12 protein-coding genes are annotated in these 14,931 nt (G+C 61.1%); all 12 read right to left on the minus strand.

Annotated elements, in window-relative coordinates; translation table 11 throughout:
* Positions 1-74: 74 nt before the first annotated feature.
* The 12 genes from lapB to gyrA all read right to left on the minus strand — a co-directional run bounded on the left by lapB (position 75) and on the right by gyrA (position 14,471).
* Entirely contained in the window at positions 75-1,250 is a 1,176-nt protein-coding gene (gene lapB / locus ACOSV0_RS15305) for a lipopolysaccharide assembly protein LapB (protein ID WP_434106997.1), read from the minus strand.
* Between the two features lie 69 nt (positions 1,251-1,319).
* Positions 1,320-1,613 carry a LapA family protein gene (locus ACOSV0_RS15310; RefSeq protein WP_091800094.1) on the minus strand — a complete coding sequence of 98 codons (294 nt, stop codon included), beginning with the start codon at positions 1,611-1,613 and terminating at the stop codon, positions 1,320-1,322.
* Positions 1,614-1,992: 379 nt separating this feature from the next.
* Positions 1,993-2,319: an integration host factor subunit beta gene (locus tag ACOSV0_RS15315; RefSeq protein WP_028200079.1), complete on the minus strand. Its 327-nt coding sequence runs from the start codon at positions 2,317-2,319 to the stop codon at positions 1,993-1,995.
* Positions 2,320-2,420: 101 nt separating this feature from the next.
* Positions 2,421-4,154 (minus strand): 30S ribosomal protein S1, encoded by a 1,734-nt coding sequence (rpsA, locus tag ACOSV0_RS15320; RefSeq protein WP_408438443.1) that lies wholly within the window; start codon positions 4,152-4,154, stop codon positions 2,421-2,423.
* 161 nt (positions 4,155-4,315) lie between these two features.
* The gene (gene cmk, locus ACOSV0_RS15325) at positions 4,316-5,002 is read right to left on the minus strand and encodes a (d)CMP kinase (RefSeq protein ID WP_434106998.1); all 687 of its coding nucleotides are present in this window, start codon (positions 5,000-5,002) and stop codon (positions 4,316-4,318) included.
* Between the two features lie 35 nt (positions 5,003-5,037).
* Positions 5,038-6,342 carry a 3-phosphoshikimate 1-carboxyvinyltransferase gene (gene aroA, locus ACOSV0_RS15330; RefSeq protein WP_434106999.1) on the minus strand — a complete coding sequence of 435 codons (1,305 nt, stop codon included), beginning with the start codon at positions 6,340-6,342 and terminating at the stop codon, positions 5,038-5,040.
* A gap of 18 nt (positions 6,343-6,360) precedes the next feature.
* Positions 6,361-7,311 carry a prephenate dehydrogenase gene (locus ACOSV0_RS15335; RefSeq protein WP_434107001.1) on the minus strand — a complete coding sequence of 317 codons (951 nt, stop codon included), beginning with the start codon at positions 7,309-7,311 and terminating at the stop codon, positions 6,361-6,363.
* A gap of 51 nt (positions 7,312-7,362) precedes the next feature.
* The gene (gene hisC, locus ACOSV0_RS15340) at positions 7,363-8,475 is read right to left on the minus strand and encodes a histidinol-phosphate transaminase (RefSeq protein WP_434107002.1); all 1,113 of its coding nucleotides are present in this window, start codon (positions 8,473-8,475) and stop codon (positions 7,363-7,365) included.
* Positions 8,476-8,556: 81 nt separating this feature from the next.
* Positions 8,557-9,639 (minus strand): prephenate dehydratase, encoded by a 1,083-nt coding sequence (gene pheA / locus ACOSV0_RS15345; protein ID WP_434107003.1) that lies wholly within the window; start codon positions 9,637-9,639, stop codon positions 8,557-8,559.
* Positions 9,640-9,717: 78 nt separating this feature from the next.
* Positions 9,718-10,800 carry a 3-phosphoserine/phosphohydroxythreonine transaminase gene (gene serC, locus ACOSV0_RS15350; RefSeq protein WP_434107004.1) on the minus strand — a complete coding sequence of 361 codons (1,083 nt, stop codon included), beginning with the start codon at positions 10,798-10,800 and terminating at the stop codon, positions 9,718-9,720.
* 356 nt (positions 10,801-11,156) lie between these two features.
* Positions 11,157-11,759, minus strand: a complete 603-nt coding sequence (locus tag ACOSV0_RS15355; RefSeq protein WP_054037403.1) for a DUF2059 domain-containing protein — start codon at positions 11,757-11,759, stop codon at positions 11,157-11,159.
* A 123-nt stretch (positions 11,760-11,882) separates the two neighbouring features.
* Positions 11,883-14,471, minus strand: a complete 2,589-nt coding sequence (gyrA, locus tag ACOSV0_RS15360) for a DNA gyrase subunit A (protein ID WP_434107005.1) — start codon at positions 14,469-14,471, stop codon at positions 11,883-11,885.
* Positions 14,472-14,931 lie beyond the last annotated feature (460 nt).

A 14,931-nucleotide genomic window follows, 5' to 3' on the forward strand; every position in this document is an offset into this window, starting at 1 on the left:
GTCATGATCCCGTCCGGTCTAATCGGCCTGACGGGCCGCCGTCGTTGCGGCGCGGCTACACGATTGCTTCGCTATCAGTTCGACGCCGTAATCGGTTCGACGCGACGCGGCGCATAGGTTTCCCAGCCGCTGCAACCCGGGCACTGCCAGTAAAACAGCCGCGCCCTGAAGCCACAATTCTGGCACGTATACCGTGGCAAATTTTTGGTGCGCTGGCGAATCAGCGTACGCATCAGTTCAAGCTCGCTGCGCCGCGGCTCCTCCGCGACGGCTTCCTGGGCTTCCAGAAGACGCGTCATGCCCGCCAGGTTCGGCGACTTCTGCATCTGCGAGCGGGCCAGCGCATGCGCGGCGTCGGGGCCGCGCACTGCAGCAATGTGCTGATAAGTCACGTCGAGCAGATCGTTTGACGGATAGCGATCCACCCACGTGGTGAGCAGATCGGCGCCATCCTGCGGACGGCCGAGCGCTTCATAGGCCTTCATCAGCTTTTCCGCGACGAGCGGCAGATACGCGGGATTCTGTTCCTCGACGCGCCGCCATTGGGTAATCGCCGCCTCTTGCGCACCGGCTGTCGCGTCAACGTCGCCGAACAGGATCGTGGCGCGCACGTTGGTCGGGTTCGCCTTCAACGCGAACCCTAGCTGACGGCGCGCCTCATCCGCATTTTTCTGCTGGAGCGCTTCCTGCGCGAGTTCGCAATGGAACTGCGCGATTTCCTTGTCGAGCGACTCGGCGCCCATTGTTTCCAGATGGCGCGCGGTGTCGATCGATTTAACCCAGTCTTTCTCGATCTGGTAGATGGTCAGCAGCGCACGCTGTGCGCCCAGCGCGTAATTGCCGGTTTCGAGCGCGCGGAAGGTCTCTTCGGCACGATCCAGCAAACCGGCCTTCAGGAAGTCCTGGCCCAGTTCGTACAGCGCGTGATCGCGCTCGGTGACGGGCAGATCGGTGCGGCTCAGCAGGTTCTGATGCACACGAATCGCGCGATCGGTCTCACCGCGGCGGCGGAACAGATTCCCGAGCGCAAAATGCAGCTCGATCGTTTCCGGGTCGAGTTTGACGACTTCGATAAACGCATCGATCGCCTGGTCAGGCTGCTCGTTGAGCAGGAAATTCAGGCCGCGAAAGTACGAACGCGGCAGATTGGCGCTTTCAGACAGCAGCGTCTTGAGATCGTAGCGTGCGGCCATCCAGCCGAACGCAAAAGCGACGGGTATGACAAGCAGCCACCAGAAGTCTAGATCCATGCGATTAATGCAAATGTACGGAACAACGGAAACGGAAAGCCGCGCTTCAGAAGCACGGCAGAAGACAACTTAGATCAGCGGCGGCATGGGCGGTTGCTCGACCACCACCGGGGTTTCGCGCGCCACACGCAACTCGCGCTTGAGCCGGCCATTCTCCATACGCAGGCGCACCATGGCCGGCATCGACGACACCAGTCCGGCCAGCAGCCCCACCACGAAGAACGCGAGGCCGATCAGAATCAAAGGCGCCGACCATGCGTAGCCGGCGAGGAAATTCAGCGTAGCGGGTTGTGTATTGGACAGTGCGAGCACCAGCAGGAGCACGAACACCAGCACACGGATCAGCCAGACGATAAATTTCATGAATAGGTCTCTTGACGGCAGTTGCGGGGTGACGCCGGCTTGATGACGCGTCGCGCCACGGTGTTGCCCGCGCCGAAGTGACCCGTATTGTAATTGAAGCCCTCGCGGCTGGGCAGGAACTGGCTGATAGAGGACTTACGTGAGGTTTATCTTGCCGCAAGAGGATGTGTGGGCAGGCATGTTGAATTTTTGGGACCCGCTGCTTGCATGGCCAGGCTGCCGCGTCGTGCCAACAGGTGAAAAGCACAGGCCACAACGACTATAAACGAAGATTACGGACGAAAAAAAAGCGCCCGAAGGCGCTTTTTCTGGTCTTTTGCCGTCTGGCTTTGGCCGCTGACGCTACCAATGCCATGCCGCGAACAGCACAGCGAAGCATTTACAGGTCGTCGTCATCCGGCTCATCGGCCTTCAACGGCTCGCCCGAGCGTCGATCTACCCGCTCGCGCAACTCCTTGCCCGGCTTGAAATGCGGCACGTACTTCTCAGGTACCAGCACCTTCTCGCCTGACTTCGGATTACGCCCTACGCGGGACGGACGACGATTAAGGCCAAAGCTGCCGAAGCCGCGAATTTCAATGCGATGGCCGTTGGCAAGCGCCTCCGACATCGCATCAAGCATCGTCTTCACCGCAAAATCCGCGTCTTTAAGTACAAGCTGCGGGAATCGCGTAGCCAGCTGGGCGACCAATTCCGATTTGGTCATACTGCAGCAGACCTCTCAAGAAAACGCCGGGCCGCCCCCATATTTTGTCCCCCTTTGCGGGAGGCCTGACGCGAAGCGCCAGGTTTGGGGGCGTTCCTCAATTACTGGTTCTGGCCGTCGAGCTTGGCCTTCAGCAGCGCGCCGAGGTTCGTCGTGCCGGTAGCAGCCGAGTTCGAATCCGACGAAGCCAGGCCGCGGATCGCTTCCTGTTGCTCAGCCGAATCCTTGGCCTTGACCGACAGGTTGATACCACGCGATTTGCGATCGATGTTGATGATCATCGCGTTGACCTTGTCGCCTTCCTTCAGCACGTTGCGAGCATCTTCCACGCGGTCTTGTGCGATTTCCGAAGCGCGCAGGTAGCCTTCGACTTCCGCCGACAGCGTGACCACTGCACCCTTCGCATCTACCGTCTTGACCACGCCGTCGACGATCGAACCCTTGTCGTTCATTGCAACGAAGTTGCTGAACGGGTCGCCTTCGAGCTGCTTGATACCCAGCGAAATGCGTTCCTTCTCGACGTCGATGCCGAGAACGATCGCTTCCACTTCGTCGCCCTTCTTGTACTTGCGAACTGCTTCTTCGCCCGTTTCGCTCCACGACAGGTCCGACAGGTGAACCAGACCGTCGATGCCGCCCGGCAGACCGATGAAGACGCCGAAGTCGGTGATCGACTTGATTGCGCCTTGCAGCTTGTCGCCCTTCTTGAAGTTGCGGCTGAAGTCGTCCCACGGGTTCGGCTTGCATTGCTTCATGCCGAGGCTGATACGGCGGCGGTCTTCGTCGATTTCGAGAACCATGACTTCGACTTCGTCGCCCAGCTGAACAACCTTCGACGGTGCAACGTTCTTGTTCGTCCAGTCCATTTCCGACACGTGAACCAGGCCTTCGATGCCCGATTCGACTTCGACGAATGCGCCGTAGTCGGTGATGTTGGTGACCTTACCGAACAGGCGCGTGCCCGACGGGTAACGGCGCGAAATGCCTTCCCACGGATCGTCGCCCAGTTGCTTGATACCCAGCGAAACGCGGTTCTTCTCTTGATCGAACTTGAGGATCTTCGCGGTAACTTCCTGGCCAACCGACAGAACTTCGCTCGGGTGACGCACACGACGCCATGCGATGTCGGTGATGTGCAGCAGGCCGTCGATACCGCCGAGGTCCACGAACGCGCCGTAATCGGTGATGTTCTTCACCACGCCTTCCACGATCGCGCCTTCCTTCAGCGTTTCGAGCAGCTTTGCGCGCTCTTCGCCCTGGGTCGCTTCGATCACGGCACGGCGCGACAGCACGACGTTGTTACGCTTGCGGTCGAGCTTGATGACGCGGAATTCCAGCGTCTTGCCTTCGTACGGGGTCGTGTCCTTGACCGGACGCGTGTCAACCAGCGAACCCGGCAGGAACGCGCGGATGCCGTTGACCATGACGGTCATGCCGCCCTTGACCTTACCCGTGATCGTGCCGGTCACGAGTTCGTTGTTGTCGAGAGCCTTTTCCAGCGACAGCCACGAAGCCAGGCGCTTCGCCTTGTCGCGCGACAGGATCGTGTCGCCATAGCCGTTTTCCAGCGCGTCGATCGCGACGGAAACGAAGTCGCCCGCCTGCACTTCTACCTCGCCCGCGTCGTTCAGGAACTCTTCGAGCGGAATGTAGGCTTCGGACTTGAGACCAGCGTTGACGACCACGAAGTTGTGGTCAACACGCACGACTTCGGCGGAGATCACTTCGCCGGCGCGCATGTCTTGCTTGGTCAGCGACTCTTCGAACAGAGCCGCAAAAGATTCGGTATTCGGGTTGGAAGTTTGCAGGTCGGACATAAAAATCAAAATTTGCATGGTTCTCGCGGCGCCCGGCTGGCCGGACGGTCAGCAACTTCGGCGAATGCGAATGCCACGCGGGGTTAAGGGGTTAAAACACGCTCCACGACACACGCGGAGCACCTACTGACAACGGTACTGCTCTCTACTGCGCCCGCTACTCAAACACTGCCCGGACATCAGGCATGCGGGACCCATGCTTCATACCATTGCACCACCTGTTCGACCGCCTGGTCGATGGACAATGCGGAGGTATCAAGCAGCTTTGCATCCGCTGCGGGCTTGAGCGGCGCGGCCGCGCGCTGACTGTCACGCTCGTCGCGCTCACGCAAATCCCGGAGCAAGTCATCTATATTAGCAGAAAATCCTTTTTGGATCAATTGCTTATGCCGGCGCGCCGCGCGAGCCTCGACGCTGGCGGTCATGAACACCTTCAACACGGCGTCCTGGAAGATCACCGTGCCCATGTCGCGGCCATCGGCGACCAGCCCCGGTTCCTTGCGGAAAGCCCGCTGACGGGCCACCAGCGCGGTTCGCACGGGCACGTGCACGGCGATTGCCGAGGCGCGACTGCCCACTTCCTCTGCGCGGATGTCGGCGGATACGTCGGCGCCGTCGAGTTGCGCCAGCCCCTCGCGAAAAGTGATGTGCAGATCGTCGATCAGTTTTACAAGCGCGTCCGCGTCATCCGCGGCGACCTTGTAGCGAATGCTGGCCAGCGCGGCGAGCCGGTACAGCGCGCCACTATCCAGCAGGTGGAAACCGAGGCTTGCGGCAACCAGCGCGGCCACGGTGCCTTTGCCGGAGGCACTCGGGCCGTCGATCGTAATGACGGGCGTCTGGTGAAAGGGACGGGTCGGTTTCATCGAAAAAGTCGCACGTCAGTCGATTCGGGGGCGAATCAGGGTTGAGCGAGCGCAATGAAGCGCTCGAAATAATCGGGGAACGTCTTGCCGACGCACTTCGGGTCGTTGATCCGGACCGGCACGCCGCCCAGACTCACGAGCGAGAAGCACATAGCCATACGGTGATCGTCATAAGTGTCGATCGAGGCGTTCGGAATCAGTTTTTCAGGCGGCGTGACGACGAGGAAATCCTCGCCCTCCTGCACCTTCGCGCCGACCTTGCGCAGCTCGGTCGCCATCGCGGCGATCCGGTCGGTTTCCTTCACGCGCCAGCTAGCGATGTTGCGCAGCGTGGTCGTGCCGTCCGCGAACAGCGCGGCGACGGCAATCGTCATCGCGGCGTCCGGAATCAGATTGAAGTCCATGTCGATCGGGTCGAGCTTGCCGTTGTCGTTGCCCACCCCGCGCACTTCGATCCAGTCGTCGCCCATCTGCAGGTTCGCGCCCATCTTGATGAGCGCATCGGCAAAACCGACGTCGCCCTGGATGCTGGAACGGCCGACGCCTTCCACCCGCACGGGTCCGCCACCGAGCGCGCCGGCCGCCAGCAGATACGACGCCGACGACGCGTCGCCTTCCACCATGATGGTGCCCGGCGATTGATAGCGCTGCCCCGCCGGCACGATGAACCGGTGCCATTCATGACGTTCGACCTTGATGCCGAAGCGCTCCATCAGCTTGATCGTGATTTCGATGTAGGGCTTCGAGATCAGCTCGCCGTCCACCTGCACGGTCGTCACGCCGCTTTCGGTGCGCAACAGCGGCAGCGTCATCAGCAGTGAAGTCAGGAATTGGCTCGACACGTCGCCGCGCACGCGAATCGGTGCGTCGGCCGTGATTTGCGCCGGGCGAATCCGCAAGGGCGGATAGCCGTCATTCTCTTCGTAGTCGATCTTCGCGCCGATCTGCCGCAAGCCGTCGACCAGATCGCCGATCGGCCGCTCGTGCATGCGGGGCACGCCGTGAATGCGATAGTCGCCGCCATTCACCGCCAGCGCCGCCGTCAGCGGACGCACCGCCGTGCCGGCGTTGCCGAGGAACAGATCGGCTTTGCGCGCCGTAAACGCACCGCGCGTACCGCTCACGACACAGGTGTCACCCTCGCGCTTCAGGCGCACGCCGAGCTTTTCGAGCGCGTCGAGCATCACGCGGGTGTCGTCGGAGTCGAGCAGGTTCGTGATCGTCGTTTCGCCTTCGGCGAGCGCTGCGAGCAGCAGCACGCGATTCGAAATGCTTTTCGAGCCGGGCAAACGAACCGTGCCGGACGCACGAGAGAATGGTCCGAGATCGAGGAATTCCATGATTGAGTCCAGTTCCGGTTATTTCGAGGCGTCGCCAAGCGCCGCCCCGGTAGTGCGCTGTTCCTGCCATTCGCTGCGCGCGACGCGCGAACGCGCGAATACGGCTTCGAGCGCGGCACCGTCAGCCGCTTCGATTGCCGCCCGCAGGCGCGCGAGCACCGCCGTGTACGCGTCGATTTCATCGAGCAGCGCAGCGCGATTCGCCACGCACACGTCGCGCCACATCTCCGGGCTCGACGCAGCGATGCGCGTGAAGTCGCGGAATCCGCCGGCGGCGAACGAGAATTTCAGTGCGGCGTCGGGCGAATTGAGAATCTGCTCGACCAGCGCGAAAGACAAAACGTGCGGCAAATGGCTGACCGATGCAAGCACGCGATCATGCTGTTCGGGCGTCATCTCCCGCACACAAGCGCCGGTTGCACGCCACATCGCGGCAACGCGCTCGACCGCTTCCGGCGCGTTCTCCGGCAGCGGACACAGCACGACGTTGCGATTCACGTACAGGTCGGGCAACGCCGCATCGGGGCCGCTCGCCTCACGGCCGGCAATCGGATGCCCCGGCACGAACTGGGCGATGCGCGCGCCGAGCGCCGCGCGTGCCGCTGCAACCACGTCGGACTTGGTGCTGCCGGCATCGGTGACGATCGTGCCTGGGTCGAGAAACGGTGCAATGCGTTCGAGCAGCGGTTGCGTCTGCGCGACGGGTGCCGCGAGCAGCACGAAATCGGCGCCGGACAACGCGTCACGCAAGGCGACGTCGTCGTTCAACGCGGCGGCTGCGTCGATCACGCCCAATTCCAGCGCGCGCGCCGTCGACGCGGACGAACGCCCGACACCGACCACCGTGCGCGTGCCTGCCGCCTCACCCCGCTCGCCCCGCTCACGCAGCGCGCGCGCAAGCGATCCGCCGATCAGGCCGACACCGAAAATCACCAGCTTGTTAAAAGAGAACGCAGCCACGTCGGTCACAGAAAAAGCGCGCCATCCATAAAGTGAGACGCGCGGGTCAAAATCAACCGCTTAAGCGGCAGCAAGCGTCTTTTCGAGCGCTGCAAGGAATGCTTCATTTTCTTCCGGCAAACCGATCGTGATGCGCAGCCATTGCGGCAAACCGTAGTTGCCGACCGGGCGAACAATCACGCCCCGCTTGAGCAACTCGAGGTTGACGCGGTTGCCGGCTGCGTCGTCGTTGCCGACGCGCACCAGTACGAAGTTGCCGTCCGAAGGCACATACTCGAGCCCGAGTTTGTCGAACGCTTCGGTCAGGCGGCGATATCCTTGCGCATTCAAGGCCGCGCTCTTTTGCAGAAACGCGGTGTCGTTCAGCGCGGCGATCGCGGCGGCTTGCGCCAGCGTGTTCACGTTGAACGGCTGACGCAGACGGTTCAGCAGATCAGTGAGTTCAGGCTGCGCAATCGCGAAGCCGACACGCAAACCGGCGAGGCCGAACGCCTTCGAGAACGTGCGCGACACCAGCAGATTCGGATAACGGCGCACCCACGCGATCGAGTCGTAACGCTTTTCTTCCGGCAGATATTCCGTGTACGCCTCGTCGAGCACGACGACCACGTTGCGCGGCACCTTGTCGAGAAACGCCTCGATCTTCGCACCTTCGATAAAAGTACCGGTCGGGTTGTTCGGGTTCGCGACGAAGATCAGCCGCGTATCGTCCGTGATCGCCGCGAGCATCGCGTCGAGATCGTGGCCGTACTTGACGGCGGGCACGACGATCGCACGCGCACCCACGCCTTGCGTGGCAAGCGCGTAGACCGCGAATGAATACTGCGCGTAGACGATCGACTGGCCCTTCTCGACTAACGCATGCGCGGCGATTTCGAGAATGTCGTTGCTGCCGTTGCCAAGCGTCACCCAATCTGCCGGCACGCCGTAACGTTCGCTCAACGCTGTCTTCAGTTCAAATGCGTTCGCGTCCGGATAGCGGCCGAGTTCACTGGCCGCTTGCGCCATGGCGCGTTGCGCCGATTCCGGCATGCCGAGCGGATTTTCGTTCGAGGCGAGCTTCACGATCGTCGCTTCGTCGAGGCCGAATTCGCGGGCCACTTCCGAAATCGGTTTGCCGGCGATGTAAGGCGCAATCGCGCGCACATAGGAAGGACCGAAGGACGTTGTCATGAAAATCTCCGAACGACTAATTAGTAGTAGGTGAACATGTAGCAGACGCGCGCGAGCGATGCGTGCGCGCCTCGACCGGTATCAACGGGCGCGCGGATACGAGCCGAGTATCTTCAGGAACGCCGCTTTCTGGCCAAGTTCGGTGAGCGCGGCGGCAACCGCCGGCTCGTCGCGATGGCCTTCGACGTCGATGTAGAAGTAGTACTCCCACGTGCCGACGCGTGCCGGGCGCGATTCGAAACGGGTCATCGATACGCTGTGGCGCGCCAACGGCTCCAGCAGTTTGAACACGGCGCCCGGCTCGTTCGCCACCGAAACGATCAACGACGTCTGGTCGTGCCCGCTGGCGCCGGTGCGCTCCTTGCCGATCATCACGAAGCGCGTGCGGTTGTGCGGATCGTCCTGGATCAGAGCGTAGGCGACTTGCAGACCGTAGTGGGTCGCGGCACGATCGCCGGCAATCGCTGCAACAGTCGGATCTTCCGCCGCCATGCGCGCGGCTTCGGCATTGCTCGACACCGCCTGACGCTCGAGATGCGGCGCGTTGGTCGCGAGCCAGCGCTGGCACTGGGCGAGCGCCTGCGCGTGCGCGCACACCCGCGTCACGCCGGTGAGACCGCCGTTCAGCGTCAGGAGATTGTGGTGAATCGGCAAAGCGAGTTCGCCGCCGATCGTGAGCTGGGTTTGCAGCAGCAGATCGAGCGTGCGCGACACCGCGCCTTCCGTCGAATTCTCGACGGGCACGACGCCGAATTCGGCAGCGCCTGCTTCGACGGAGCGAAATACTTCGTCGATCGACGGGCACGGCAGACCTTCGATCGACTGACCGAAGTACTCGTGCATGGCCTGTTCGCTATACGTGCCGACCGGGCCGAGATACGCGGCCTTGATGCTCTTTTCGAGCGCGCGGCTCGCTGCCATGATCTCGCGCCAGATCGCGCTGATATGCTCGCCGGCCAGCGGACCGTCGCTCATATCCTGCAAGCGCGCGATCACCTGCTGCTCGCGCTCCGGGCGGAACACCGGCGCGTTGAAATGCTTCTTGACCTCGCCCACTTCGAGCGCCACCGCGGCACGCTGATTGAGGAGCGCGATGATCTGCGCATCGAGCGCGTCGATGCGTTCGCGAAGGGGTTTGAGTCGGGTATTGAGTTCGTCGTCCATGCGTGAAAACGGCCCTGCCGGTAGCTGCTGCACAAATGCGTGCTGGAAAGGATGCGCGTGCCTGAATGTCTAAGACGATCAGGCGCTGCGCTGTTCGAATTCCTTCATGTATTCGACAAGCGCTTTGACGCCTTCGAGCGGGACAGCGTTATAAATCGACGCCCGCATGCCGCCGACGGACTTGTGGCCCTTTAGCTGCACCATTCCCCGCGCTTTCGCGCCGGCCAGGAAATCTTCGTTGCGCGACTCGTCGGCGAGGAAAAACGGTACGTTCATCCGCGAGCGCGAGCCACGCTCGACCTTGTTCAGATAGAAGCTGCTCGAATCGATCGCGTCGTACAACAGCTTCGATTTTTCGAGGTTACGCGCTTCCATCGCGGTAAGGCCGCCCTGCTTCTTCAACCACTTGAATACCAGCCCCGCGACGTAAATCGCGTACGTGGGCGGAGTGTTGTACATCGAATTGTTCTCGGCGACGGTTTTCCATTCGAACGCCGATGGGCAGATCAACTGCGCGCGATCCAGCATGTCTTCGCGCACGATCACCACCGTGACGCCCGCCATGCCGATGTTCTTCTGCGCGCCGCCGAACAGCACGCCGTATTTGGCGATGTCCATCGGGCGCGACAGGATGTGCGACGAAGCGTCCGCCACCAGCGGAATATCGCCGAGGTCGGGAATCTCGAACGTCTCGACGCCGTGGATGGTCTCGTTGGTGCACAGATGCACGTAAGCCGGATCGTCCGACAACTGCCATTCCGAGCGAGCCGGCGCACGGGTGAAGCCCTCGGCCGTCTGGCCGCTCGCCGCCAGATGCACGGCGCCGTACTTTTGCGCTTCCTTGAACGACTTCTGCGACCACGAACCGGTCACCACGAAATCCGCGCGCGGTTTCGCGCCCATCAGATTCATCGGCACGATTGCGTTTTCGCCCAGGCCGCCGCCTTGCAGAAACAGAATGCGGTGGCTGGCAGGCACCTCGAGCAGTTCGCGCAGATCGACGAGCGCTTCCTCGTGGATCGACATGAACTCTTTGCCGCGATGACTCATTTCCATCACGCTCATGCCGCTGCCCTGCCAATCGAGCATCTCGTCGGCTGCCTGACGCAGCACTTCTTCGGGCATGGCCGCTGGGCCGGCGGAGAAATTAAAAACGCGCATCGTGAGATCCTGGAAGCTGGCGCGAAAAACAAACAGATCGCGCAAAAATCGGCGAAATTGGCGGTCGCGAGGCAACCACCGCAACGGCAGCCGCTACGACAGCAGTCGTTGCAAAGTTAACAACGTGCACTCGGCAACACGAGTCCAACGACGCGTGTTTGACAACAATTTCGCGCCCAAAATGAAAATGGCCGTCTGCGCGCGTGCGCAAACGGCCATTATCGCATTGTCGCTGCCAACCCGCCAAACCCGGCACGCCATATAGCTTACCGGGCGGCGGCCAGCGCGATGTCAGCGCAGCCTTTCGACCTTTTGGCTCAACTCGCTGGCTTATTCAGCCAACTTATTTACCCAATTTACTTAGCCGGCTTGACCGAAGCGACTTCCTTGTCAGCCTGGTCACGCGTTGCCTTGATCGATTGCGGCATGTACTTTTGCATCAAGCCGTTCACAACGTCGCGGCCAACCTGGTCCTGAACCTGGATGAACTTGCGGCCGGTCGGGCTCTTGTAGAACGCGGTCAGATCCTTGATTTCCGACGTGCTGTAGTACTTCGCGTAAGCGTCGTACTGAGCTTGCATGGCGTCTTGACGGAACGAGTCCGTTGCAAACACCTGGCCTGCGCCGTCAACCAGCTTCGGCACTGCGTTCTTTTGCAGCGTCGGGACGGAAGCCTGCTTCTGCTTGTCCGTCATCGTCTTGTTTTCGCTCAGGGCGTCCGACAGGATAGCCGGGACCAGTTGCTTGGCTTGCATCTGGGCGCTGTTGCCAATTGCGCCAACGAGCTTCTGTGCGTCGATTGCGTCCAGCAGGTCCTTGATTGCAGCCTGCTTGGCCGGATCAACCGGTGCAGCGGCAGCAGCCGGAGCCGCCGGGGCCGGGCTCTGAAGCGCTTGAGCCATAGCGAAGGTCGGCACGAGAGCAGCCAGCAACATCAGTTGTTTGAATCGTTTTTGCATCATTACTCCCTAAGAGAAATTAACTTGAACTGCAAGCTGCGTGGGATGCGTATCGGCCCGACACGCCATTGTTCCCTGCGCAGCTTTCAACCAATAGCTAAGACTGAAAGCTGCCGACGCAGATCAGGCCGCACCACCGTCTTCACCGCCGTTGTCGCCTTCGGCAGGACCTTCGGTGTCGCCTTCCACATCGATCTCCGCTTCCGCCTCAGCAACCTGTTGCAGACCTGAAAGCTTGGTCCCTTCGTCAAGGCTGATGAGTGTAACACCTTGGGTTGCGCGTCCCATTTCTCGAATTTCCGATACGCGCGTACGAATCAGCACGCCTGTATTGGTGATCAGCATGATCTGCGCTTCCTGATCCACCAGCGTGGCGGCGACGACCTTGCCGTTCCGCTCCGACGTCTGGATCGCGATCATCCCCTTCGTACCGCGCCCGTGACGCGTGTACTCGGTGATCGGCGTGCGCTTGCCATAGCCGTTTTCGGTTGCGGTCAGCACCGACTGCTGTTCGTCGCCAGCCACCAGCAAGGCAATCACACTCTGACCGTCTTCAAGCTGCATGCCGCGCACACCACGCGCCTCACGGCCCATCGGGCGGACGTCGTTTTCGTCGAAACGCACCGCCTTGCCGGAATCCGAGAACAGCATCACGTCATGCTGGCCGTCCGTAATGGCGGCGCCGATCAGGTAATCGCCGTCGTCCAGACCGACCGCAATAATACCCTTGCGCAACACACGGCCGAAGGCTTCCAGCGGCGTCTTTTTTACAGTTCCTAACGCGGTGCCCATAAAGACGAATTTGTCAGCCGAGAATTCCTTAACCGGCAAGACAACCGTAATCTTTTCGCCTTCCTGAAGCGGGAAGATATTGATGATCGGACGGCCGCGCGAGTTCCGCGAGCCTTGCGGCACTTCGTAGACCTTCACGCTGTAGACACGACCACGATTCGAGAAGCACAAAATGTGATCGTGCGTGTTCGCGATGAACAGCGTGTCGATCCAGTCGTCTTCTTTCATCGCCGTGGCCTGCTTGCCGCGGCCACCCCGCTTCTGCGCGCTGTATTCGGACAGCGGCTGCGATTTCACATAGCCGGCGTGCGACATGGTCACGACCATCTCTTGTGGCGTGATCAGATCTTCGGTGTTCAGCTCGGTTGCGTTCAGCTCGATCTTCGAGCGGCGCGCGTCGCCGAATTCGGCTTTGATCGACGTCAGTTCGTCGACGATGATCGCCGTAATGCGTTCCGGGCGAGCCAGGATGTCCAGCAGGTCGGCGATTTGCGCCATCACTTCGCGGTACTCGCCGATGATCTTGTCCTGCTCCAGCCCCGTCAGGCGTTGCAGACGCATCTGCAATATTTCCTGAGCCTGGGTGTCGGACAAGCGGTAGAGGCCGTCGGACTGCATGCCGAAGGACGGATTCAAACCTTCCGGACGATAAGCCTCACGGCCGCCGGCCGACGCGTTTTCCGTCTCGGCGCGCGACAACATTTCGCGCACCAGCGACGAATCCCACGGACGCGCCATCAATTCCTGCTTGGCGATCGGCGGCGTAGGCGCGGCCTTGATGATCGCGATGAACTCGTCGATGTTGGCGAGCGCAACGGCCAGACCTTCGAGCACGTGACCGCGTTCGCGGGCCTTGCGCAGTTCGTATACAGTGCGCCGCGTCAGCACTTCCCGGCGATGCGACAGGAAGCACGCCAGCATTTCCTTCAGGTTCAGCAGCTTCGGCTGGCCGTCGACCAGCGCGACCATGTTCATGCCGAAGGTGTCCTGAAGCTGGGTCGCCTTATACAGATTGTTGAGCACCACTTCCGGCACTTCGCCGCGCTTCAGCTCGATCACGACACGCATGCCGCTCTTGTCGGACTCGTCGCGGATGTCGGAGATGCCTTCGAGCTTCTTCTCGTTGACCAGTTCGGCGATGCGTTCCAGAAGTGAGCGCTTGTTCACCTGGTACGGCAACTCGTCGACGATGATCGACATGCGCTGACCGCGGTCGATTTCCTCGAAGTGCGTGAGCGCGCGCATCACCACGCGGCCGCGGCCGGTGCGATAGCCGTCGCGCACGCCGGCCACGCCGTAGATGATGCCGGCGGTCGGGAAATCAGGTGCCGGGATGATCTCGATCAGTTCGTCGATCGTGGCTTCCGGGTTTTTCAGCAGGTGCTGACATGCGTCGACAACCTCATTGAGGTTGTGCGGCGGGATGTTGGTCGCCATGCCGACCGCAATACCGGACGAGCCATTGATCAGCAGATTGGGAATACGCGCGGGCAGGATGGCCGGCTCGTTTTCGCTGCCGTCGTAGTTCGGCGTGAAGTCGACCGTTTCCTTGTCGATGTCGGCCAGCAGCTCGTGGCCGATCTTCGCCATGCGGATTTCGGTGTACCGCATGGCCGCGGCATTGTCGCCGTCGACCGAACCGAAGTTGCCCTGACCGTCCACCAGCATGTAGCGCAGCGAGAAGTACTGCGCCATCCGGACAATGGTGTCGTAAACAGCCGTGTCGCCGTGCGGGTGATATTTACCGATGACGTCGCCGACAATACGCGCCGACTTCTTGTAAGCCCGGTTCCAGTCGTTGTTCAGTTCGTGCATCGCGTACAGCACGCGCCGGTGCACCGGCTTCAGGCCATCGCGAACATCGGGAAGCGCACGCCCCACGATCACGCTCATCGCGTAATCGAGATACGAACGGCGCATTTCCTCCTCTAGGGAGATTGGCAGAGTCTCTTTGGCGAATTGATCCATTTATCCGTATCTTTTACGTGCCAAGGCGACGGCCCAACTTCAGTTCACTTCGCCGCGCCTTCGCGTAAGCATTGCAGGCGCAACGCATCACGCGATTCTAACATGCCGCGCATCCGCCCCCGACTGGGGTACGTATACCTATTAGCAGGCGAGCGGAAACGGCGCCTGAATGCCCCACGACCGAACCGGAGCGGGCTCGATTTGTGCGTGAGGCAATCCGCCGCTCAGCCATGACTGGCGGTGCCTTCAGCGGATTGCTTCTGTTGCGCATGCACCACAATTGGAGGGCGATTTGATTGGGGGCAGATTTTTTTATCGTTGGAAGGGAACGATATGGCAAAATGCCAACGCACAAAGAGTTAGACACTGCTCGAAGTCTACACAGCACGTTTTTTGTTCTACACCGATGTTA

Source organism: Paraburkholderia caffeinilytica (genome assembly GCF_051027425.1).
Taxonomy (GTDB): Bacteria; Pseudomonadota; Gammaproteobacteria; order Burkholderiales; family Burkholderiaceae; genus Paraburkholderia; species Paraburkholderia caffeinilytica_A.

Excerpts from the sequence above, each read along its gene's own strand:
- rpsA (WP_408438443.1), bottom strand. The coding sequence starts at position 4,154 with ATGCAAATTTTGATTTTTATGTCCGACCTGCAAACTTCCAACCCGAAT.
- ACOSV0_RS15355 (WP_054037403.1), bottom strand. The coding sequence starts at position 11,759 with ATGCAAAAACGATTCAAACAACTGATGTTGCTGGCTGCTCTCGTGCCG.
- lapB (WP_434106997.1), bottom strand. The coding sequence starts at position 1,250 with ATGGATCTAGACTTCTGGTGGCTGCTTGTCATACCCGTCGCTTTTGCG.
- aroA (WP_434106999.1), bottom strand. The coding sequence starts at position 6,342 with ATGGAATTCCTCGATCTCGGACCATTCTCTCGTGCGTCCGGCACGGTT.
- ACOSV0_RS15315 (WP_028200079.1), bottom strand. The coding sequence starts at position 2,319 with ATGACCAAATCGGAATTGGTCGCCCAGCTGGCTACGCGATTCCCGCAG.
- cmk (WP_434106998.1), bottom strand. The coding sequence starts at position 5,002 with ATGAAACCGACCCGTCCCTTTCACCAGACGCCCGTCATTACGATCGAC.
- gyrA (WP_434107005.1), bottom strand. The coding sequence starts at position 14,471 with ATGCGCCGTTCGTATCTCGATTACGCGATGAGCGTGATCGTGGGGCGT.
- ACOSV0_RS15310 (WP_091800094.1), bottom strand. The coding sequence starts at position 1,613 with ATGAAATTTATCGTCTGGCTGATCCGTGTGCTGGTGTTCGTGCTCCTG.
- pheA (WP_434107003.1), bottom strand. The coding sequence starts at position 9,639 with ATGGACGACGAACTCAATACCCGACTCAAACCCCTTCGCGAACGCATC.
- serC (WP_434107004.1), bottom strand. The coding sequence starts at position 10,800 with ATGCGCGTTTTTAATTTCTCCGCCGGCCCAGCGGCCATGCCCGAAGAA.
- hisC (WP_434107002.1), bottom strand. The coding sequence starts at position 8,475 with ATGACAACGTCCTTCGGTCCTTCCTATGTGCGCGCGATTGCGCCTTAC.